Source organism: Stenotrophomonas sp. 22692 (assembly GCF_052045015.1).
GTDB classification, from domain to species: Bacteria; Pseudomonadota; Gammaproteobacteria; order Xanthomonadales; family Xanthomonadaceae; genus Stenotrophomonas; species Stenotrophomonas geniculata.
Genome location: NZ_JBQEMR010000029.1, coordinates 24,453 through 46,274, shown reverse-complemented (window position 1 = coordinate 46,274; position 21,822 = coordinate 24,453). Strand labels below are relative to the sequence as shown.

The window sequence follows — 21,822 nt, the reverse complement described above, 5'->3', positions numbered from 1 at the left end:
GGGCGGGTTGGGCAGGACGCCCAACCCCGGTCTTGCCGTGTGCGCAGGACAGCGCGCACGAGCAAGGCGCCATCGAGCCCCCATGGATGGGTTTACGGCGTGTCCCGCGCCCCCACCCCGGCCCGGCCCAGCACGTAGCAACACCGAGCCATGAAGCGCTGTTGCTGTTGCTGTTGCTGTTGCTGTTGCTGTTGCTGTTGCTGTTGCTTTCGATGTTGCTCGCAAGCAGTCGCGGCCGCAGGCCGCGCGGAACACTCACAGATGCCGCAATTCCTGCTTCAACGTCGCCACGCAGCGGCGGCTGACTTCCAGCGGCTGCTTGCCATGCCGCAGCATCGCCTGCACCTGGCCGCCCGTGCCTCGACGCAGCTCCACCAGCTCATGGCGTGCCACCAGGCAGTTGCGATGGATGCGGATGAAGCGGCTGGCGAACTCCTCCTCCAGCGACTTCAGCGACTCCTCGATCAGGTCTTCGCCGCGTGCGTGGTGCACCACCACGTACTTCTCTTCGGCCTGCAGGTAGTGGATGTCGTCCAGCGGAATCAGGCGCAGGCTGCCGCGCAGGCGCGCGCACAGCATGCTGCGGGCCTGCTGCCCGCGGCGGTCCTGCGGCTGGCCGTCGCGGCCAGCCAGGAACGTGCGTGCGCGTGCGATCGCTGCAGCCAGGCGCTCGGCACGCACCGGCTTCATCAGGTAATCGATCGCTGCCGCTTCGAAGGCCGACAGTGCATGCGCGTCGTAGGCAGTGCAGAACACCACCGCCGGGCGTGGCTCGAAGCTGGCCAGGTGGCGGGCCGCTTCCAGCCCATCCAGCCCGGGCATGGCGATATCCAGCAGGACCAGGTCCGGCTGCAGCTCCGCGCACGCGTGCAGGGCCTGCTCGCCGTTGCCGGCCTCGGCCACCACATCCACGCCGTCCTGCGCGGCCAACAGGCTGCGCAGGCGCTCGCGCGCCAGCGGTTCGTCATCGGCGATGACTACCCTCACGATCGCTCCCTCACTGGATCGGCACTGTCACCTGGCAGGCATAGTAGCCCTCGCTCCAGCCAGCCGTCATCCGCGCGGCGCTGCCGAAGCGCCAGGCCAGCCGATGGCCGATGCTGTGCTGGGCATGGCCGGCACCGCGCGCCAGGGCCAGCCCGGGGGCCTGCGGATCGGGCGCCGGATTACGCACGCGGATCTGCAGCTCGTTGCCCTCGCGCGCCAGCTGCAGCTCGATGGTCCCACCCTCGGGCAGCCGCGAGATGCCATGCAGCACGGCGTTCTCCACCAGCGGCTGCAGTACCAGGCGAGGCAGGGGAAGATCCCAGGGCAGTGGCTCGTCGCGTTGCCAGCGCACCTGCAGGCGCTCGCCCAGTCGAAGTGATTCGATCGACAGATAGCGCTCGGCCAGCTCGCATTCGTCACGCAGGGTGGAATTGCCCTCGCCCGCCCCCAGCGCGGCACGGAACAGATCGGACAGGTCCAGCACCGCCCGCTCGGCCACCACCGGGTCGCGATGCAGCAGGCTGGCGATCAGGTTCATGCTGTTGAACAGGAAATGCGGGCGGATCCGCGCCTGCAGCGCGTCGGCCTGTGCGCGTGCGTTGGCCTGTACCTGCGCGGCCCAGCGATCACTCACATAGAAGTAGCGCAGGGCCAACGCCGTGATCAGCGCCGTCGTCGCGGCGCTGCCCAGCGTGAAGCGCCAGAAGCTGATGCCGCGGGCGAAGTTGTCGCCAAGCACCGCGTACAGGGCATGCACGATGCCCGCGCAGACCACCGCGATCAGCGTCGCCAGTGCGATGGCCGAGACCGCCCCCAGGACCTGTGGCAACCTCGACAACGCGTTCCGCAGCAGGCACAGGCTGGCCGTTACGGCCAGCGCCAGCCACAGCGCGAAACCACTGGCCGACAGCAGTTCGCCCACGGTCCAGTGGCGGCTGCCATCCGGGGCCAGGGCCAGCACCACCACCACCAGTTCGGCCAGGCCGAGCATCGCCGCCAGCCGCGGCAGGCGGCACAGTTCCGGCATCCAGGGCGGGGCGCTGGCCGCTGACATGGCTCAGGCAGCGCCCAGGCGTTCCTGCAACCAGTCACCCAGCGCCTGAATCTCTTCGGCGCAGACCTGGTGGGCCATCGGGTAGCTGTGCCATTCCACCTCCAGGCCCAGCGCCTGCAGGGCCTGCGCGCTGTGTACGGCCACCGCCTGCGGAATCACCGGGTCGCTGCTGCCATGGGCCATGAACACCGGCACCTGCACCGCTCCGTCAACGCGCTTGGCGCTCTCGGCTTCCGGCAGGTAGGTGGACAGTGCGATCAGGCCAGCCAGTGGCGCGGTGCGTGACAGCGCGGCGGTCAGGATGATCGCGCCCCCCTGCGAGAAGCCGGCCAGGAAGATCTTCTCCGGCGCGATGCCGCGCTCGACCTCCCGCGCAATCAGCGCATCCAGCTGCACCACCGATTCCTGCACGCCGGCCATGTCGGCGCGCGAACGGAAATCCATGCCGACGATGTCGTACCAGCCACGCATCGGCACGCCGTTGTTGATCGTGATCGGCCGCACCGGTGCATGCGGGAACACGAAGCGCAGCGCCGGCCAATGCGGACGCACCAGCTCCGGCACGATCGGTGCGAAGTCGTGGCCGTCGGCGCCGAGGCCGTGCAGCCAGATCACCGACCACTGCGGCGAGGCGCCGGTTTCCTGTTCCACCGTTTGCAGCATGATGCGGCTCCTTCAAGTTCGAGCCGCATTATGCCGCTGCCGCGGGACGATCAGTACAGCGGCGGTTGTTCGGCGGCTTCCCGTCGCAGCTGCGCGGCGCGTACCAGCACCGGCGGCGGGATGTTCTCCTCGGGAATATCGAGCAGGCCGAGGCGATGCAGGAAGGCACCCGGGCCGCGCGAAGACGTCAGCGCCACCACCGGTACCGCCAGCACCATGCCGATCACCACCGGCGCCATCCACGCGGCCAGCGAGGGCGATACCGCCCAGGCCAGCACGCCCATGAAGGCACCGAACACGCCCAGGCCGCCGTAGCCGCGGATCAGCGCCAACCACGAGATGCCGCCATCGTCGCGCTGCTGTGCGTCCCAGCCGGAATCGCGGCCGGACAGCACTTCCGCCACGCCGCGCGACTGCACGTACATCACCACCGGTGCCATCAGTGCCGCCAATACGGTTTCCACCAGCATCGAGACGAACGCGCGCAGCGCGCCGCCACACCCGCGGCGGTCGACCGGGTCCAGCAGCATCGCCAGGTAACCCAGCACCTTGGGCAGCAGCAGCACCGCCATGGTCGCCGCGAACAGGCGCACCACCTGTTCCTCGTCCTGGGCCCGCCAGTACACGCTGGGTGACAGGTGCAGCAGGGCGTTGAAATCGATGCCTTCCTGGAACAACGGGATGGCGATGCCGATCAGCATCAGCATCGCCCACATCGGCGCGGTGAAGTAATGACCGATGCCGATCAGCATGTGCATGCGGCTGATCCAGTGCAGGCCGCGGCTGCCGACCACCTTGCCGTGCTGCAGGTTGCCCTGGCACCAGCGGCGGTCGCGCACCAGCAGATCGGTCAGCGTCGGCGGACCTTCTTCATAGCTGCCCCCCAGGTACGGCACCATGTGCGCGGCCCAGCCGCCCCGACGCATCAGCGCCGCTTCGACGAAGTCATGGCTGAGGACGTGGCCACCGAACGGCTTGCGCCCCGGCAGCGCCGGCAGCCCGGCCTGATCGGCGAAGGCGCGGGTGCGGATGATGGCGTTGTGCCCCCAGTAATTGCTCTCGGCACCGTGCCACCAGGCCACACCGCGGGCGATCACCGGACCGTACACGCGGCCGCCGAACTGCTGCATGCGCGCGAACAGGGTGCGCCCACCGATCACCGACGGCAGGGTCTGGATCAGGCCGACATCGGCGTTGTGTTCCATGCCCGCGACCAGGCGCACGATGCTGTCGCCGGTCATCAGGCTGTCGGCGTCGAGGATCAGCATCTGCGGGTAGGCGCCGCCGAAGCGACGGACCCAGTCGGCGATGTTGCCGGCCTTGCGCCCGCTGTTGTCGCCACGGCGGCGGTAGAACAGCCGCGCCTGGCCATCGGTCACGCGCTCGCGCAGTTCGGCGAACACCTGCTCCTCGGCCCGTGCGATGTCTTCGCGGCGGGTATCACTGAGCACAAAGAAGTCGAACCGGTCGAGCTGGCCGGTGGCGGCCACCGACTCGTAGATCGCCTGCAGGCCGGCCAGCAGCCGGCGCGGGTCTTCGTTGTAGGTCGGCATCAGCAGCGCGGTGCGGCTGTGCACCGCCGGCAGCGGCTTGTCCGGGTCGATGCCGAGGCGGTAACCCCGGTCGAACACGGCAGTCAGGAAGCCGGCCACTGCACTGGCGAAAGACAGCGCGATCCAGGCAAACAGGCCGACAAACAGGACCAGCAGGCAGGCTTCGAGCACGCTGATGCCATTGGCCGACAGCACCCGCCACATCATCCGGGTGGCGATGGCGGTCATCGCCAGCGTGCCGCCGAAGATGTAGAACCGGCGCAGGCCGATCAGTCGCGGCGAGGTGCGGTGGCGGCGAACCTTCAGTTGGCCTTCGCGCAGGGTCTGCTCGGGCATCTGCAACGGCGATTCGGCCGGCAGCAGCGTCCAGCCGGCATCACGCCGGGACGTATCTGCTTCCGCATGGATGGTCTGCACCCCCATTGCCGCCTACTCCGCGCAGTCGGCACGGCCGGCCATCCCGGCCGGGCTGCATGCACCAAGGTTCCCGGCGCGCTTTCCCGGCGCCCGCACTTGTCCTGGCTGCGTCGGCCTCACGCCACGCAGTCGCTGTCTGTCACTACCGGAACCCACACGATCTCCAACGGGGCGGAATCGAAAATGCGGCTCAGTCTAGGGCGCCGGATGTAAGCCGAGTGCGAAGGTCTACGCCGGGATTTATCCCCATTCAGCAAACAGCAGGCGAGTGCCGGGGCGTGGGTACGGATGTCACTTGGTCGCCCCAGGTACTGGATCGTAACAAACGCGAACGGTTATCATTTCATTAACCAGGCAGGTCACCGTCTTCCGCACGGCCGAGACCCACCCAGCTGCGCCGGTTCGAGCCGCGCGCCCAACGACCCATGGAAGGGGGGGCCTGCCTGCTTGTCTGCTTGCGCCCGTTGCTTCCATCCGGTCCCCCTCATCCGATGGAAGCCGTCATGTCCCACCTGTTCCGTTCCCGTTCCGCGCGCCTGCCGCGCACCCGCCTGGCCAGTGCCCTGGCCACCGCCTGCCTGCTGGCCCTGCCCGGCCTGGCCGCCGCAGAGGCCAGCGCCGATGCCTCCACCAAGGATCTGGATACCGTGGTGGTCACCGCCTCGGGCAACCAGCAATGGATCAAGGATGCGCCGGCCAGCATCAGCGTGATCAGCCGCGAGGACATCGAGCGCCAGCCGGTGCACGACCTGGCCACCCTGCTCAGCCGCGTGCCGGGCGTGACCGGTGGCCTCAGTGCGGTCGGCGAGCAGTCCAAGATCAAGCTGCGCGGCATGCCGTCCAATTACACGCTGGTGCTGGTGGACGGCAAGCGCATGGGCAGCTCGGCCTCGACCAACTACCGCCCCGACCTCGGCCGCCAGGATCTGAACTGGATCTCGCCCGACCAGATCGAGCGCATCGAAGTGGTGCGCGGACCGATGTCGTCGCTGTACGGCTCCGACGCCATGGGCGGCGTGATCAACATCATCACCCGGCGCATCGGCGATGACTGGAGCGGCAGCGCAACGCACAGCTATACCCGCCCCGGCGATGACAAGCGCGGTGATACCCAGCAGATCGGTGCGACCTTCTCCGGCCCGCTCGGCGAACGCTTCGGCCTGCGTATCGGTGCCAACAGCATGCGCCGCGACTCGGACCGCTCCAACGGCGGTGTCTACGGCAACGCCTACGCCGGCGAGAAGGACCGCAACGTCGACGCGCTGCTGCAGTGGAAGCTCAGCGATGCGCAGGAACTGTCGCTGGAAGCCGGCCATGGCGTGCAGCAGGCCTTCATCGATGCCTCTCTGGAGAAGCAGGACGAAGGCGCCTGGGGTGCCAGCGAACTCAAGCGCAGTTCGCTGGCGCTCAACCACGACGGCAAATGGAGCTTCGGCAACTCGAAGATCAGTGCGTACTGGACCGAGTACAAGAACGACATCGGTGCCACAGGCCGCTCCGAAGCCACCGATACGATCATCGAGGGCAGCCTGACCACGCCCTTCACCCTGGGGGTTGAACACCAGTTCGCCGTGGGCGGCCAATGGAAGCGCCAGGAACTGACCAACACCGACACCATCGGCCGCGCGCCGATCGACTATGCCGGCAATGCCGTCAGCGGCTCCGATCTGGAAGTGGATACCTGGGCCCTGTTCGTCGAAGACGAACTGAAGCTGCACCGCACCTTGGCGCTGACCCTCGGCGCACGTCTGGATCACCATGAGAAGTTCGGCGGCCACGTCAGCCCGCGTGCCTACCTGGTCTGGCATCCGGCCGAGCAGTGGACGATCCGAGGTGGCGTTTCCAAAGGCTTCCGCGCACCCAGCCTGACCGAGAATTCGGCCACCGCCGCCACCCAGTCCGGCGGCCGAGGCTGCACCTCGCTGATCCCGCTGGGCTACACCCGCGGCGGCTGCTACATGGCCGGCAACCCGGACCTGGACCCGGAAACCAGCACCAACCGCGAGATCGGCATCAGCTTCGACAACGACCTGGTCGATGCGGGCCTGACCTACTTCCATACCGACTTCAGGAACAAGATCGAGTACGCGCCCCTGGGCAACTTCAACGGCATCTGGTGGACGCGCATGAGCAACGTACAGCGCGCACGCACCAGCGGCATGGAAGGCAACCTCAATTTCCGCTTCGGCGAGCACTGGCGCTGGCGCACCTCGGCGACCTGGATGAAGGAAGCCAAGAACCTGACCACCGGCCGCAACCTGATCGATACCCCGGAATTCTCTGGCTATTCGTCGCTGGACTGGACGCCCAGTACGGTGTTTTCCAGCAGTCTGTCGGCGCAGTACACCGGCAAGCAGACCGGCACGGCGACGACCTTCCTCAAGGCCTACACGTTGTATGACCTGACCGCGGCCTGGAACGTCAACGAGGTACTGACCCTGCGTGGCGGCGTCAGCAACCTGGCCGACAAGAAGCTGTATGCCGAAGGCTCCACCGACTACTTCGTGGCCGGGCGCAGCTACTTCATGAGCATGACAGCGCGGTTCTGACCGGCGGCGCGCGCCGCGATCGCGCTGGCAGCACGCCAGCGCGATCGGCGGTGTTGCGGATTACTCGCTTTCCAGCGCGGCCGCGGCCGCGTTCTGCGTAGCGGCCGTGCGTGCACGGTCCATCGCTACCGCCAGTTGCTGGCGTGCGAGCAGTTGTTGAGCCTGCACCACTTCAGGTGTCGGCAGGAGCACCGGTCCCGGTGCGTTTTCCGGTGTAGCAGGTGTGGTCATGCAACCTCCATGGACATCCCGCCGCCACCCGGGTTCAGCTGGGGCAGCAGCGGAACTGCGCACCCTATCCTAAAAACAAGGCGGATGGGTGACGGTGCGGCGCCCCGCCGCACCACAAGGAACAAGGCGGGCGTCACATTTTTGACGCCGAAGCTTGGATCCTGAATAGGACTTGTCCTATCATGAAAACGTTTTCCAACAGGGATGTTTCCCATGAATACCACTGACCTGTCCCAGTTCAGCCCGAAGTGGCAGTTCCGCTTCAACTTCTTCCGCCAGCACGGCGCCCCCAAGAATCCCGGCTTCAAGCAGGCCTGGAAGGCGCTGTCCTTCGGTGACCGCCTGAAGATCAACCTGAACTTCTTTGCGTTGTTCTTCGGCGCCATCTACCTGTTGATCCTGGGCATGTGGCGCAAGGCACTGGTGTTGATCGGCATCAACATCGTGCTCGCCATCATCACCATGTTCCTTCCGGACGTGGTGGGGCGCATGCTGTTCATCGCCATGAACCTGCTCGTCGCCTCCAGCACCAACTACAGCTACTACCTGGAGAAGGTGGAAGGACGCACCAGCTGGAACCCGTTTGAAGGCATGTTCTGAGCCCTCAGAACTGCGCAGGGATGCGCGGCAAGGATGCAATCGACGCCCGGCCCCCGCCGGGCGTCTTCGTTTGCGGGATCAGGCCGCGCGGCGAGCCGTGGCCACCGGCTCGGCCTGCAGGCGGAAGCGCGAGACCGCCACCGCCAGCTGCTCGGCCTGTTCTTCCATCGCACGCGCGGCGGCAGTGGCTTCCTCCACCAGCGCGGCGTTCTGCTGGGTGGTCTCGTCCATCTGCACTACGGTCTGGTTGACCTGCTCGATGCCGGCCGACTGTTCGCGTGACGCGGCCGAGATCTCGGCCATGATCTCGTTGACCCGACCGACCTGACCCACGATCTCCTGCATGGTGCGGCCCGCGCCGTGCACCAGCTGCGCACCGGCACCGACCTGCGCCACCGAGGCGTCGATCAGCGCTTTGATTTCCTTCGCAGCGCCCGCCGAGCGCTGTGCCAGCGCGCGCACTTCGCTGGCGACCACGGCGAAGCCACGGCCCTGTTCACCGGCACGCGCCGCTTCCACCGCCGCGTTCAACGCCAGGATGTTGGTCTGGAACGCGATGCCATCGATCACCGAAATGATCTCGACAATGCGCTGCGAAGAGGATTCGATCTGCTCCATGGTCTGCACCACCTGGCTGACCACCTGCCCGCCTTCGCTGGCCACACCCGCTGCGGAGCCGGCCAGGGCGTTGGCCTGCAGCGCGTGGTCGGCATTCTGGCGCACCGTGGAGGTCAGCTCCTCCATCGAGGCCGCGGTCTCTTCCAGGTTCGCTGCCTGCTGCTCGGTACGGCGCGACAGGTCACTGTTGCCCGCGGCAATCTCACCCGCCGCCAGGCGGATGCTGGCCGCCGACTGCTGGATCTGGCCGACGATCTGGGTCAGCTGCTGCACGGTGCTGTTGGCATCGTCGCGCATCACCGCGAACACACCGTGGAAGTCGCCCTGCATGCGCGCGCTGAGATCGCCTGCGGCGATCGCGCGCAGCAGCGTCGACAGCTCGGCCAGGTTGTGGTCGCTGACCTGCATCATGGTGTTGAGGGTTTCCACCATGCGGCGGAAGTCGTGGTCGAAGCGCAGCGTGTCGCCGCGCACCGCGAAGTCGCCGGCGGCGGCGGCGGCGGCCAGCTGCTGGATCTGATCGTTGATCGCCGCCAGGTTGCTCTTGGTGGTGGCCATCGCAGCGGTGAACACCGCCTTCTCGCCCGGCAGCGCTTCCATGTCCACGCTCAGGTCACCCACCGCATAACGCTGCATCACGTCGACCAGACGCTGGGTGACGGCGTTGCTGGAGGCCACCAGCTGGTTGCTGTCGGCCACCATCCGGCCGTACTCGCCCGGGAACGCCGCGGCGTCCATGCGGTAGCTGATTTCGCCGGCGTCATGGCGACGCGCCATCTCCGCCTGCGCCGCCATCACCGACTGCAGCTGACCCCGCATGCCCTGCATCGCATCCAGCAGGCGGCCCACTTCGTCGTTGCTGCGTGCCGGCAGGGTGCTGTCCAGCTTGCCTGCGGCGACGTCGCCGGCCACGCGCACGGCTTCGGCCAGTGGGCGGATCGCCAACCGGCGCAGCAGCACATAGACACCCACACTCAGCGTCAGCGCGGCCACAACGCCAACCAGCAGGGTCAGCCACAGCAGCTGGCGCGCCTCGGCCACGATCACCGCGTGTGGCATCACCACGCCCAGCGCGAAGCGCTGCGGCGCATCGCCCACGCGCAGCGGCACGTACACGCGCACGTTGCCTGCCGCATCCGGAGTGAAGGCTTCGAACCGGCGGTCGGCGGCGATGTCGGCCAGCATGCTGCGGGTCAATGCGTCGTTGCGCGGCTTGCCGATCTCGGCGGCGTTCGCCGAAGCCAGCACCACGCCGTTCGGCGAGAGCAGTTCAACGCGCCCGGCGCCCATCGGCTTCAGCGTGGCCAGGTGCTTCTGCAGCGCCGCCAGCGAGAAGTCCACGGTGAACACACCGAGGAACGTGCCGTTCTCGATGATCGGAGTGCTCAGCGTGCTCATCAGCACCTGCTGGCCGGCGATGTCGTAGGCATAAGGTTCACTGACCTTGGGCAGCTTGTCGCGGCTGGGCACCACGTACCAGTCGGCCGAGCCGTCAGCGGCTTCGGTGTAGTCGGTCATGGTCGACTGCTGTGGCTTGCCGTCATGCCAGGCCCAGTAGCTCATGTAGCGGCCGCTGGCATCGTGCATCTCGGCATTGGCGAACTCGGCATCCTTGCCATCGAAGGCGTCGGCTTCCCACATGGTGCTCTTGCCCAGCCATTCGGGATGGCTGCGCAGCTGCTCGCCCAGCACGGCCGCCAGGCTGGCGCGATCAGGCGCGTCACCCCGCGCACGCTGGGCGAGCACGGCCTCGACCATGGCGTCGTTGCTTGCAAAGGCGGTGCCCAGATCCGCCGCGACCTGGCGGGCTTCGGCGGTGGCTTCGCTGGCCATGGTCTGGCGCGAGGCATCGATCAGGCTGGCGCTGGCCTGGCGGTAGATCAGGAACGCGGTCAGACCGAAGCACAGCAGCGCGATCGCAGCGGTGCCCAGCATCAGCTTGTGGGCGATGCTGCCCGGGCGGCGGGCAGCGGCGGAACGGGGAGAATGCATGGAAGGGTCCGCAAGGCAGTTCAGGACGACCGGCGCCGCGAGGGCACCGCGCAGGTGCGCGATCCGTCGCGCAGGCCACCGGCCGCCGGGACCCGCCCGGCGCAGGAAGCGCACCGGGTTAGCGGCCGCCTGCGAACGAGGTTGAGGCGCTCCGCCTGCACATTCCTGAACCTGCTCAGGGTCGGGTCAGGAACCCGCCCCGTTCCGTCCTATTCGGCAACCCGATCCTTGATCCACTGCGCCCGAGGCAGCACCTCGATGCTGCCAGCCGCGTACTGCTGCAGCACGTCGTCCGGGCCGAAGCGCGGCTGCCAGCCCAGTGTGCTGCGCATCAGTGCACTGTCGTAGACGCGGTCGATGCTCAACGGCAGCGGCCAGCCGCGGCGCTCGAACTCGGCCAGCAGCAGCGGGGCGCGGCGGGCCAGCACCCGGCGGGGCTGGGTCGCCAGTTCCAGGCAATCCTCGCGCAGGAACGGTGTCGGTGCGCAGGCAATATAGCGTGCGAAGGCAGCGCCCTCATCGTGCAGCAGCGCGGCATGTGCACTGGCCACGTCGCGCGCGTCGATGCCGCGGTGCAGGCGGAACATCGCCATCCGCTCCGGTGGCTCGGGGAAGCAGCGGGCCATGCGCAGCACGCGCACGCTGAAGCCCGGTGCCGCAGCGGCTTCGGCCAACGCCTCTGCCTGCAGCTTGCTGCGATGGTAGATCGTGCGCGGCAACGGCTCGGTATCTTCATCGATCCAGCGGCATCCGCCCGCCACTACCGCATGGCCATACAGCGCCGTGGTGCTGGTCAGCACGAAGCGGCGTGCACCGGCCTCGCGGGCAGCCTGCAACAGGTGTGCGGTCGCCTCCACATTGATCTGCTGGAATACCGCATCCGGCACCAGGCCGACATGAGGTGCGTGCAGGGCGGCGGTATGGATCACCGCATCGACCCCCTGCACCGCCCGCGTCACGGCCTGACGATCGGTGACATCGGCAATGATGCGGGTGGTGGCAAATGGGCTGCGATCCAGCCCCACCACTTCGTGGGCCGCCGCCAGCGCGCCGAAGATCGCACGCCCGATCCGCCCGGAACTGCCGGTCAACAGAATCTTCATTGAGTCCATTCACTCGAAGCGCCCGGGAACTACCGGGATGCTTCGATTCTAGGCACGCTGCATGTCGTCTGCGATAGGGCGCGGTTGCAATTGTGCGTTCATTTTGGCGATGCCGATCGGGCCAGCAGCTGCCGGGCGACGAACAGCGGATCGTCACCGCCTGCCGCATCAGGCGTGACCCCGGTACCTTCCCAGTTGGTTCCGGTACGAAGGTTGATCGGCTGCCGGTCGGGAATGCTGATCTGATAGCCATCCGGCAGCAGCACAGGATCATCGAACATATGTGCCGCGCCGCCACTTCGACTCCCAACGACACGTGCCCGCCCCTGCGCCTGCAGCGAGTACGCGACGAATTCGGCGGCCGAGCCGGTGCGGCGGTCGATCAGCACCACCAGCGGCTTCAGGTACAGCCCCAGGCTCGCCGGTGGCAACGGTACCGGACTGCGTTGGCCACGTTGTTGCAGTGACTGCACCTGGGTGATCTCCGCCGCCAGCAGGGTCCGCACCAGCAGGTCCGCACTGCCGTCATCCCCCCCCCCCGTTCTGGCGCAGATCGAGCACCAGGCCATCGGTGTCGGCCAGCAGGGTGAAGGCCGCGGCCAGCTTCGGCCGGGCCAGATCGAGCGGATAGAAGGTGCTCAGGCGCAGGTAGCCGATGTTGCCTTCCAGCACCCGCACCTCGCGCACGCCCGCACCATTGCTGCGTGCATCCGCGCGCCAGGCCATCAGCCAGTCATCCTGGCCGGCGCTGGCATCCACCCGCTCGACATGGAAGTGGCCATCGAACACGTCCAGGTCCTGGTTCAGGCGTGCGCTGAACACCTTCGGGTCCGCGCAGCTGTCCGCATAGCGCTGCTGGGCGGACCAGCCGCGCACCACCTCGGCAATGCGCGCGCCTTCGGCCACGTCCAGGTACTGCGCCTGTATCGCCGTGGCCGCCGCCTGCAGCACCGCGTCCTGGGCCGGGCAGGACGCCGCCAGCAGCGCGCCCAGCATCCACGAAACCACCATGACCGCACTCCACGTTGATGATATGTAAGTGCTTATATATCATCGCGACCATGGATCTCCAACATGCCTCCCTGGGAACGCTGCTGCGGGCCCTGCTCGACCAGCTCGACCCGGCGGTCGAGCAGGCCTACCGCGACCTGAAGCTGGACTACCGGCCGCGCTACACCCCGGTGCTGCGCACGCTGATGGCGCAGGGCCCCTGCCGCATCAAGGACCTCGCACTGGCCTGCGGGCTCAGCCATTCGGCACTCAGCCAGACGGTTTCAGCGATGGTGCGCGACGGTTGGCTGCACGCTGCGGTCGGTGAAGACAGCCGTGAGCGCATCCTGCAGTTGAGCCCGCGCGCACTGCAGGCGCTGCCGGCGCTGCAGACGCAGTGGCAGGCCACGGCTCGCGCGGCGCGCAGCCTCGATGCCGATCTTGGACAGTCGTTGGAGCAGGTGCTGCGCGACGCACTGCAGGCGCTTGAGCAGCGGCCGTTCGCGCAGCGACTGCGCGACACACCCCAGCGCTGAGGCACCTACTGTTCGGCTGCCATCTCGATTTCACTGAGGAAGGTCCAGCTGCCATTGGCCAACCGCAGCTCGAGCGTGCGGCACTGCGCGGCCAGCGGCGCGGCATTGCCCAGCACGTATTCCTCTTCGGTCGAACCGCTCAGCCCGGCCTGGGTGAATGGCGCCGACAGCACGCCGATGCGGGTTGCGGCAGAGCCCGGCTCAGCGCACATCACCTCCACCGACGTCGGCGTGACGATGCCCCAGGCCGGGCGGGTCATCGTGTGCAGGCCGATCCAGTCCACCCGCCGGCGCTGGCCGAGGTCGATGGTGATGCTGACATTGCCGTGCACGCCCACCCAGCCGGCATCCATCGGGTTGCGCGGATCCCCCACCCGGCGATCGAACAGTTCATGCCCGGTGCTGTCGGGATAGTTTGCGTCCGGCGCCGTGCTGTAGCTGTAGGTGGTCTGCACCGGATCGACACTGTAGGACGCACCGAGGCCATACAACCCGCGATAGGTGTTCATCATCCGCGGCGATTCGCCATACCCCTGGCCGGGGCCGACCACCTCGGACATGTGGTACTGGTTGAGCCAGGCAACGCGCTTGCCGGCCGAACGCGCACTCCACAACTGCTGGTTGATGCGCTGCACCGAGGCTGGGCGATAGGCACCGGACAGCCCGTTGCCGGTCTCCAGGAACAAGGGGCTGCCATGGTTGAACAGTTCGATGTCGGCCCACAGGCCGCTGGCACCCAGCGCCGCCGACAGCGCCTCGTAGTACGCCTCGGTAGAATGACCCGCGCGATCCCACTGGAACAATCGGGCATGCGAGGCAGCACCGATGCCGTCCTGCCAGATCTGCACGTCCACGCCGGTGGCTGTACGGAACTGTGCAGCAGCCCGGCCCACGCTGACCGGATCCACGCTGGATGACGCCAGGTAGGGTGCCACCATCACCGGCCGCGAGGGTGTACTGCCTTTGAGCGCCGTCACGATCGCGCGATAGAACGGTGCGCGATCAATCGGCACCTGTGCCGGCTCGTCGGTGATGTACCAGCCGGCGAACGCCGGATGCGATCCGTACTGCTGGCCAAGCTGCGCCAGCGACTGCGCCGCATCCTGTGCCACGGCCGTTGCATTCTGGCCCTGCCAGAAGGTGGCGCACTGCCCCGAACTGTAGGTGGTGCCCACCACGACCTTCATGCCGCGCGCGGCTGCCGCATCGAGCACGGTGCCGAGCTTGCCGGGAAAGCCGGCAATCCATTCGAAATCCTGCACACCGCTGGCGCATCCCACGCCGGCACGGGTGGCACGCACCTGACCGAGGATGATCGTGTCGTTGCCGAGGTCCTGCAGTTCATCCAGGAACAGCGGCAATTGCGCGGCTGGCAGCTGTTCGTCGGTGGCCGAATAGCCGACGTGAACAAAGCTGCCGGACAACAGGGGGCTGGCTGCATGGACGGGGGCGATACAGGCCAGCAATGCGATCACTCCAATCCTGTTCATGTTCTACGTCCCTGTGGTGGCCAGGCGAGTGGCGTTGTCGCGCATGCTATCAACAGCGGCGGTGACCTCGGTTGAGCGAAAGCGCTTACGGGTTGCGCCACCCGCCTGAATGGCTGCGCCATCAGCCCCGTGCGCAGGGCGCGTGAAAACCGTGGCGAAGATGGCGACCTGGACTTAGCGTGCGATGGCCAAGCATGGATGCTGCCGTCTACGAAGGCGGCGTCCACACTGCAGGAGATTTCACATGACTGAGCAGAACCCGCGCAGCTCCAACCGGGGCTTCGCATCAATGGACCAGGACAAGCAGCGCGCGATCGCTGCCAAGGGCGGGCGTGCCGCACATGCCTCCGGCAACGCGCATGAATTCAGTCCGGCCGAAGCACGTGTCGCAGGCCGCAAGGGCGGCGAGGCGATCAGCCGCAACCGCCAGCATATGGCCACGATCGGTCGTGAAGGTGGGCACGCTCGCCACGCCAATGCGCGCCAGCAGCAACAGCAGCCACACGAGATCGAACGCACGGCAGAGGGCCCGCAACGCCAGCAGGGCTGAACGCTGCGCGTCAGGCCGGTGCGCGCTGGCGATACAGACCCAGCGCAGCAAGCAGGACCAGCGCACCGGCCACAGCCATCGCCCAGCCGAAACCACTGGCCATCGCACTGCGATACCACGCCAGTGTCTGCGGCGTGGCGTGCATCGAGCTTGGTTGCAGGATCAGTTCGCGCGCCTGTGCCACCAGCCCCCTCTGCCCGGCCGCCTGCGCGGAAACGGCGAAGTGCTGCACGGCGCGCTGGCCCATCAAGCTGCCCAGCAGCGCGATGCCCAGGCTCATGCCTGCCTGGCGTAACGCGTTCATCGTGGCTGAGGCGATACCCGCGCGCTCGACCGGCGCGCTGGCCATGACCGCCATGCCGGTTGCCGGCACTGCCAGCCCCATGCCAATGCCAAGCAGCACCAGCACAGCGCTGGCAAAAGCACGCGACGTAGCCGGTTCGAATGTGGCCATCGCGCACAGCGCTATCCCGGCCAGGGCGTAGCCCAGCACCAGCGCGGCATGCAGCCCGAGGTGGGCGACCAGACGACCGAACAACAGCGAGACGACCCCCATCAACAGGAACTGCGGAGCCAGCTGGGAGCCGGCCTGCGCAGCGCTGTGGCCCTGCGCCTGCTGGAAGAACAGCGACAGGAAGAACAGGCTGGCATAGGCAGTGAAGCCCAGCACGAACGATGCCAGGTTGAACATGCCGAAGCGGCGGTCGGCAAACAGGTCCAGCGGCAGCAATGGGCGTACAACCCGGCGTTCAACGATGCCGAACAGGATCAGTCCGGCGGCTGCGACGCCCAGCGCCAGCAGGGTCACCGGCTCCAGCAGGCCATGCTCGCCGATCGCGATCAGGCCATAGCTCAGCGCACCCAGCGCGACGATGCTGAGCAGCTGCCCGGCGGGGTCCAGTGCGGCGTGCTGCGGATGCCGCCGCTCCGGAATTCCCCAGACGCCCAGCGCCAGCGCGAGCAGGCCCAACGGCAGGTTGATCAGGAAGATGCTGGGCCATCCGGCGCGCTGCACCAGCACGCCGCCCAGCAGCGGGCCAAGCACCAGGGCCAGCGCACTGAACGCGGACCAGCCACCGATCGCACGTGCACGTTGGCGCGCATCGGGAAACGCATGGCTGAGGATCGGCATTGCGGCGGGAATCAACAATGCGCCCGCGATGCCCTGCACTGCGCGCCCGGCCACCAGGGTTCCAAGATTGCCGGCACAAGCGCACAGCAGGGACCCCAGCGTGAAGGTGGCGACGCTGAGCAGCCACATCCGCCGATGACCGCAACGATCCCCAAGCGGCCCCGCCGACAGCATCAACGCCGACAACGCGATCGCGTAGGCGTTGATCACCCATTGCAGGCCGGCCATGTCGGTGTGCAACGCCTGCTGCAGGGTCGGCAGGGCGACGTTGACGATGCTGATGTCCAGCGAGGCGAGGAATGTGCCGAGGTAGGCGGCCAACACCAGGGCCGGACGTTGGAAACGCTGCATGTGTGGATCCCGGGGAGGACGTGCGCGCATCGTAGCCACTGACTGACCGTCGGTCAATGACTGGCGGTCAGTCAATGCCGAAGGACAGCTAGAATGGCCACCGTCGCACCCGGACCTTGCCCACCATGCAGACCCCAGCTGTCGCCAGGCCTCGCACCAAGCCTGCGGAAACCCGCCAGGAAGAACTGATGGACGCCGCGCAGGCACTGTTCCTGTCAAAGGGAGTGGACGCCACCACCATCAGCGACATCGTCGCCGCGGCTGATGTGGCCAAGGGCACCTTCTATACCTACTTCGCCTCGCGCACCGAGATCCTGCAGGCGCTGGCGCAGCGCTACACGCGGCAGTTCATGGAAGCGGTCGACCAGGCCGTGCAGCAGCACCCCGTCGGCGATGGCGTAGCACGCCTGCGCGCCTGGATCCGCGCCAACATCGAACTTTACGTGCGCACCCATGCACTGCACGACGTGGTGTACGCCAACCATCATCACCACCAGCGCGGCAACGCCGAACGCAATGCAATCCAGCAGCAGCTGCTGGGCATCCTCGAAGCGGGCAACGCCGCCGGTCTGTGGCAGCTTCCGGCGCCGCAGGTTACCGCCTCGTTGATCTACGCCGGCGTGCACGGCGCTACCGACGACCTGATCGCCACACCGGCACAGGATGCCGATGCGTTCATCGAAGCCGTGCAGGCCGATTGCCTGCGCATGGTCGGCGTGCCACCGGCCGGTGCCAAGCGGCGCTGACGAACCGTCTGTCGCTCAGGTATGGACGAGGATGTTCAACAACCGCCCGAACGGGTCACGGACGAAGAAGCGACGCACGCCCCAGGGCTCATCGGCCGGGCCATATTCGAGCGGGATGCAGGCCGCGCGCATGCGCTCCAGTACCTGCTGCAGATTGTCCACTTCGATCGACAGATCCGGCACTGCGGTGCCGGAACCCCCTTCACTGGCAAAGCTGACCTGCGCCAGCGCGCTGCCCTCGCCGCCGTGGGTGACGATCCAGCCGTGGTCCATCACTACCGGCATGCCCAGCAGCTCGCCATAGAACACTGCGGCACGCGCAGGATCAGGCGTGGCGATGTTGGCGACGACACGTTTGACGGCCATGTGCAGCGGCTCCGATGCGATTCCCCATCCTCGCCGCTGCGTGCATGGCCTGCAAGCGGGCTGCGCTGAAACAGAAGAGCCCCGTCGGTGACGGGGCTCGTCATCAGTCCTGCATTGCCACTGCTTACACAGCGCCGCAGCGATCCATGACGCAACGATCGTATTCGTACTGGCATTCCATCGCATCACCGCCACCGGACAAACAGGCCTGGTAAGCCTTCCAACAGGGAAGATCGCATGGCGGAATCGGCCCGGCCACAGCAACCGAACCGCTGCAGGCCAAGGCGAACACGGCACCTACGATCATTTTCCTGAAAGTACGCATCGACATCACTCCTTGATAAGCCTGGTGAGCCCAGGCCGGGCCACGGTAGCGGGGTTTCCCGGAGATGGAGTGAACACGCGCGTCACGAAAAATTAACCTGTTCATTAAATTTTCTTCACACCACTGGGGGTGATCGGCGCGCTGCGGGGTTAACGGCCTTGTTGTCCGTCAATCAAGGAAGTTGTCCGATGAATCACCCGCTGCACGGCCGTTCGTCCCGCTCCCGTTCTCCGATGCACAGCCGCCTCGCACTGGCGGTCACCAGCACATTGCTGCTTGCCAGCACGTTGCCCGCCATGGCCAACGACTCATTCGAGGTCTGGCAACAACAGCGCCAACTGCAGGCGGCGTGGGCACAACCGGCCACTGCGGCGATCCCGTCCGCAACCACCCCGTTGCCGATTGCAGCCCCCGCAGCGGCGGCCAGCAGCACGACGACCCTCGGCAATCCGGGCGATCCAGCCAGCTGGCGTACGGACGAATTCAATGCCGACTGGGGCCTGGCCGCGACCAACGCGGACCACGCCTATGCGCGGGGCCTGACCGGTACCGGCATCCGCCTGGGTGTGTTCGACAGCGGCACCGGCCTGGACCATCCGGAGTTCGCCGGGAAGAACCATCGCAGCCTCCGTCTGGCCGATGTGTTGGCCGATGGCAGCCTGTGCGGAAGCGAGGTACTTGCCGGCCCGGATGCCTGCTTCACCAGTGACGGCAATCAGGTCGCCATCGATTACACCCTCATTGATCCGGCCTACAGGGACCTGCTCAATCGCAACGGCTACTTCGAGGGCCCGGGCTACAACGTGCACGGCACCCACGTATCCGGAACCATCGCCGCCAACCGCGACGGCAACGGAATGCACGGCGTCGCGTTCGGGGCGGACCTCACCGTGGCCCGCCTGTTTGCCAACAGCGTGAACTACCTGACCGTCGTCGAGCGCAATGGCGGACTGTATCTGGACAGTAAATCGGTTGCCGGGCTGGGAGCCTCCGACTCGATCTTCCCGCAGCTATACGCACAGCTCAACGAACAGCACGTCCGCGCAGTCAACCACAGTTGGGGCCTGACCAACGAACCGGACACTGCCGAGAAGCTCGACTTCTATCTGTCGCATCCGGATCTTGCGGACAGCCTCGGCGCGATAGCAGAAGGCTCACGTACCCGCGGCCTGATCCAGGTATGGGCTGCGGGAAACACCGACTCGGTCAATCCCTCGCCAGAGCAGGCGCCGATCGCGGGCATGTATGCATCGATGCCACGCGAATTCACTGACGTCGAGCCGTACTGGTTGGCCGTAGTCAACGTCAACCAGGCGCTGGAGCTGAGCAATCGCTCGATGCGCTGCGGCCTGGCCGCGAACTGGTGCCTGGCCGCGCCTGGTTCGAACATCAATTCGACCGTCTATGGCGAAGATTCGGTCATCGATGCCAGCCCCCGCGAGGACAATGGGAATGTGATCCTCGAGGTCTCCGGCCAGGCCCCAACGTATGCCTACGGGAACCTGAGCGGCACCTCGATGGCCGCACCGCACGTCACCGGTGCACTGGGCCTGTTGTTCGAACGCTTCCCTTATCTGGACAGCGCCCAGGTGCGCGACGTACTGCTGACCACCGCGCGCGATCTTGGCGCACCGGGCATCGATGATGTCTATGGCTGGGGCCTGATGGACCTGCGCAAGGCCATCGAAGGCTACGGCTCGCTGCGCGTGGATACCAACGTGGTGATGAACCAGAAGGCCGGTGGCCTGAAGGTCTGGGAAGGCGATGCCTGGGACGACTGGACCAACGACATCGGTGGCCCCGGCAAGCTGACCAAGTCCGGCATCGGCTGGCTGCGCCTGAGCGGTGACAACACTTTCAACGGCGCGGTACTGCAGGACGGTACGCTGGAATTGAATGGCGCCAACACGCTCACGTCTGCGGTCGAGGTCCAGGGTGGCCAGTTCCTGCTCAATGGCAGCCTGGTCTCCACCGCGCTGAACACCACCGGGGGCGTGAGCACGGTCAGCAGCAGCGGCCTGCTGAAGGACAGCAACCTGACCGTCAACGGTGGCGTGGTGTCCTTCAACGGCACGCAGACCGGCGGCACCACCACGGTCGGTGCCAACGGCCTGCTGAAGGGTGTCGGTACGCTCGGCAGCACCCACGTCGACGGCATCATCGCGCCCGGCAATTCGATCGGCACGCTGACCATCAACGGCAACTACGTACAGGGTGCAACCGGCGTCTATGCTGCCGAACTTGCTCCGGGCGGGCGCAGTGACCAGCTGCACGTGACCGGCACCGCCACCCTCGGCGGCACCCTGATCGCACTGCCGGAGCCGGGTACCTACTACCTCGGCGAGCAGTTCAATTTCATCCGCGCCGACGGCGGTGTCAGCGGCCAGTTCGCGAAAACCGACTTCAGCGCGTTCTCGCCGTTCCTGCAGTTCAGCCTGGCTTACGGTGCCAATGGCACCCGCATCGACGTGGCCCGTGGTGCGTCGCTCGCCAGTGCCGCCGCCACGCCGAACCAGCGTGCGGCCGCGGCGGCGGCCGATGGACTGGCAATCAACCAGGGCCTGCCCAAGCCGCTGACCCAACTGTTCCCGCAACAGGTCGGTGGCGTGCTCGATGGCCTCAGCGGCGAGCTGCATCCGGCCACGGCACTGGCCCTGGTCGAGGGCAGCCGCCATGTGCGCGATGCCGCACTGTCACGCCGTGCCGGTGCAGCCGCACCGGGATCCGATACGGGTGATGCCACCGGTGCCTGGGTGCAGGCGCTGGGCGGCAACAGCAAGCTGGATGGCAACAGCAACACCGCGCGCACTGACGCCAACAGCAATGGCCTGCTGGTCGGCATCGACCGCGAGTTCGGTGGCTGGCAGATCGGCGTGCTGGCCGGTACCGGCCGCACCGACGTGAAGCAGCAGGAGCGTCGTGCCAAGTCGAAGATCGACAACACGCACTTCGGCGCCTACGCCAGCCACACCTGGGGCGGGTTCGGCCTGCGCGGTGGCGTGGCATGGAGCCGCAATGAAGTGAAGAGCACGCGTGATGTTGCCTTCGCAGGCTTCAGCGACAGCCTGAGCGCGCGCTACAACGCACATACACGCCAGGCCTTCATCGAAGCGGGCTACCGTTTCGGCAATGCGGAAGGTGGGCTGGAGCCGTACCTGCAGGTCGCCCGCGTGGAAGTGGACCTGAAGCAGATCAACGAGCGTGGCGGCGCGGCGGCACTGCACGGCAAGGTGGACGACACCGGCACCACCATCGCCACCGCTGGTCTCCGCTTCGACAAGGGTCTGAAGGCATCGTTCCAGCAGGACAGCTGGTTGCACCTGCGTGGCGGTGTCGGCTACCGCCGTGCCTCCGGCGACCGCAGCCAGGTGGCCAACCTCGCCTTTGCCAACAGCAGCACCACGTTCGCGGTCGAGGGTGCTCCGATTGCCGACAACGCCGTCGTGGCCGAGCTGGGCCTGGCGGCGTGGCTGACCCCGCGGCAGCAGCTGGAGCTGGGCTACAGCGGTCAGTTCGGCAGTGAAAGCCGCGACCATGGCGCCACTGCACGCTGGTCCGTCCGCTTCTAA

The 21,822-nt window shown here is 66.9% G+C and carries 17 protein-coding genes and 1 pseudogene; 6 read left to right on the top strand and 12 right to left on the bottom strand.

Annotated elements, in window-relative coordinates:
* Nucleotides 1-255 precede the first annotated feature (255 nt).
* Genes ACTJJM_RS16415 through mdoH form a run of 4 tightly spaced genes read right to left on the bottom strand, consistent with a single transcriptional unit; the run spans nucleotide 256 to nucleotide 4,680 of the window.
* Nucleotides 256-987: a LytR/AlgR family response regulator transcription factor gene (locus tag ACTJJM_RS16415; RefSeq protein ID WP_235652194.1), complete on the bottom strand. Its 732-nt coding sequence runs from the start codon at nucleotides 985-987 to the stop codon at nucleotides 256-258.
* A 10-nt stretch (nucleotides 988-997) separates the two neighbouring features.
* Nucleotides 998-2,041: a histidine kinase gene (locus ACTJJM_RS16410; protein WP_019338867.1), complete on the bottom strand. Its 1,044-nt coding sequence runs from the start codon at nucleotides 2,039-2,041 to the stop codon at nucleotides 998-1,000.
* 3 nt (nucleotides 2,042-2,044) lie between these two features.
* On the bottom strand, nucleotides 2,045-2,704 hold the full coding sequence (locus ACTJJM_RS16405) for an alpha/beta hydrolase (RefSeq protein ID WP_100050030.1): 660 nt from the start codon (nucleotides 2,702-2,704) through the stop codon (nucleotides 2,045-2,047).
* 50 nt (nucleotides 2,705-2,754) lie between these two features.
* Nucleotides 2,755-4,680 carry a glucans biosynthesis glucosyltransferase MdoH gene (mdoH, locus tag ACTJJM_RS16400; RefSeq protein WP_049480181.1) on the bottom strand — a complete coding sequence of 642 codons (1,926 nt, stop codon included), beginning with the start codon at nucleotides 4,678-4,680 and terminating at the stop codon, nucleotides 2,755-2,757.
* A 497-nt stretch (nucleotides 4,681-5,177) separates the two neighbouring features.
* Between mdoH and ACTJJM_RS16395 the strand changes: the two genes are divergently transcribed.
* On the top strand, nucleotides 5,178-7,223 hold the full coding sequence (locus tag ACTJJM_RS16395; protein WP_440865819.1) for a TonB-dependent receptor domain-containing protein: 2,046 nt from the start codon (nucleotides 5,178-5,180) through the stop codon (nucleotides 7,221-7,223).
* Nucleotides 7,224-7,283: 60 nt separating this feature from the next.
* On the opposite strand, the gene ACTJJM_RS16390 is transcribed toward ACTJJM_RS16395, so the two are convergent.
* The gene (locus tag ACTJJM_RS16390; RefSeq protein ID WP_167345305.1) at nucleotides 7,284-7,454 is read right to left on the bottom strand and encodes a hypothetical protein; all 171 of its coding nucleotides are present in this window, start codon (nucleotides 7,452-7,454) and stop codon (nucleotides 7,284-7,286) included.
* A 213-nt stretch (nucleotides 7,455-7,667) separates the two neighbouring features.
* On the opposite strand from ACTJJM_RS16390, the gene ACTJJM_RS16385 reads away from it, so the two are divergent.
* On the top strand, nucleotides 7,668-8,054 hold the full coding sequence (locus ACTJJM_RS16385; RefSeq protein ID WP_010481288.1) for a DUF2628 domain-containing protein: 387 nt from the start codon (nucleotides 7,668-7,670) through the stop codon (nucleotides 8,052-8,054).
* A gap of 78 nt (nucleotides 8,055-8,132) precedes the next feature.
* Here ACTJJM_RS16385 and ACTJJM_RS16380 read toward each other — a convergent pair whose 3' ends face one another.
* From ACTJJM_RS16380 to ACTJJM_RS16370, 3 genes and pseudogenes are all read right to left on the bottom strand, one after another.
* Entirely contained in the window at nucleotides 8,133-10,664 is a 2,532-nt protein-coding gene (locus ACTJJM_RS16380; RefSeq protein ID WP_440865818.1) for a methyl-accepting chemotaxis protein, read from the bottom strand.
* Between the two features lie 209 nt (nucleotides 10,665-10,873).
* On the bottom strand, nucleotides 10,874-11,767 hold the full coding sequence (locus ACTJJM_RS16375; protein ID WP_049480185.1) for an NAD-dependent epimerase/dehydratase family protein: 894 nt from the start codon (nucleotides 11,765-11,767) through the stop codon (nucleotides 10,874-10,876).
* A gap of 98 nt (nucleotides 11,768-11,865) precedes the next feature.
* Nucleotides 11,866-12,778, bottom strand: a pseudogene (locus ACTJJM_RS16370) (S41 family peptidase).
* A 50-nt stretch (nucleotides 12,779-12,828) separates the two neighbouring features.
* Between ACTJJM_RS16370 and ACTJJM_RS16365 the strand changes: the two are divergent.
* Nucleotides 12,829-13,293, top strand: a complete 465-nt coding sequence (locus ACTJJM_RS16365) for a MarR family winged helix-turn-helix transcriptional regulator (protein WP_049452889.1) — start codon at nucleotides 12,829-12,831, stop codon at nucleotides 13,291-13,293.
* A gap of 5 nt (nucleotides 13,294-13,298) precedes the next feature.
* On the opposite strand, the gene ACTJJM_RS16360 is transcribed toward ACTJJM_RS16365, so the two are convergent.
* A complete protein-coding gene (locus ACTJJM_RS16360; RefSeq protein ID WP_440865817.1) occupies nucleotides 13,299-14,783 on the bottom strand; it encodes a DUF4434 domain-containing protein in 1,485 nt (494 codons plus the stop codon).
* Nucleotides 14,784-15,027: 244 nt separating this feature from the next.
* Between ACTJJM_RS16360 and ACTJJM_RS16355 the strand changes: the two genes are divergently transcribed.
* Nucleotides 15,028-15,333, top strand: coding sequence for a KGG domain-containing protein (locus ACTJJM_RS16355; RefSeq protein ID WP_100446791.1), 306 nt, complete (start codon nucleotides 15,028-15,030; stop codon nucleotides 15,331-15,333).
* 10 nt (nucleotides 15,334-15,343) lie between these two features.
* On the opposite strand, the gene ACTJJM_RS16350 is transcribed toward ACTJJM_RS16355, so the two are convergent.
* Nucleotides 15,344-16,816, bottom strand: coding sequence for an MFS transporter (locus ACTJJM_RS16350; RefSeq protein WP_329839961.1), 1,473 nt, complete (start codon nucleotides 16,814-16,816; stop codon nucleotides 15,344-15,346).
* Between the two features lie 125 nt (nucleotides 16,817-16,941).
* Here ACTJJM_RS16350 and ACTJJM_RS16345 point away from each other — a divergent pair, with 125 nt between their 5' ends.
* A complete protein-coding gene (locus ACTJJM_RS16345) occupies nucleotides 16,942-17,562 on the top strand; it encodes a TetR/AcrR family transcriptional regulator (protein ID WP_029379742.1) in 621 nt (206 codons plus the stop codon).
* A gap of 15 nt (nucleotides 17,563-17,577) precedes the next feature.
* Here the strand turns inward: ACTJJM_RS16345 and ACTJJM_RS16340 are convergent, their stop codons facing one another.
* Together ACTJJM_RS16340 and ACTJJM_RS16335 are read right to left on the bottom strand one after the other, a co-directional pair.
* The gene (locus tag ACTJJM_RS16340; RefSeq protein WP_440865816.1) at nucleotides 17,578-17,928 is read right to left on the bottom strand and encodes a VOC family protein; all 351 of its coding nucleotides are present in this window, start codon (nucleotides 17,926-17,928) and stop codon (nucleotides 17,578-17,580) included.
* Nucleotides 17,929-18,052: 124 nt separating this feature from the next.
* Nucleotides 18,053-18,253 carry a hypothetical protein gene (locus ACTJJM_RS16335; protein ID WP_029550896.1) on the bottom strand — a complete coding sequence of 67 codons (201 nt, stop codon included), beginning with the start codon at nucleotides 18,251-18,253 and terminating at the stop codon, nucleotides 18,053-18,055.
* Between the two features lie 188 nt (nucleotides 18,254-18,441).
* Between ACTJJM_RS16335 and ACTJJM_RS16330 the strand changes: the two genes are divergently transcribed.
* Nucleotides 18,442-21,822, top strand: coding sequence for an autotransporter domain-containing protein (locus ACTJJM_RS16330; RefSeq protein WP_043397550.1), 3,381 nt, complete (start codon nucleotides 18,442-18,444; stop codon nucleotides 21,820-21,822).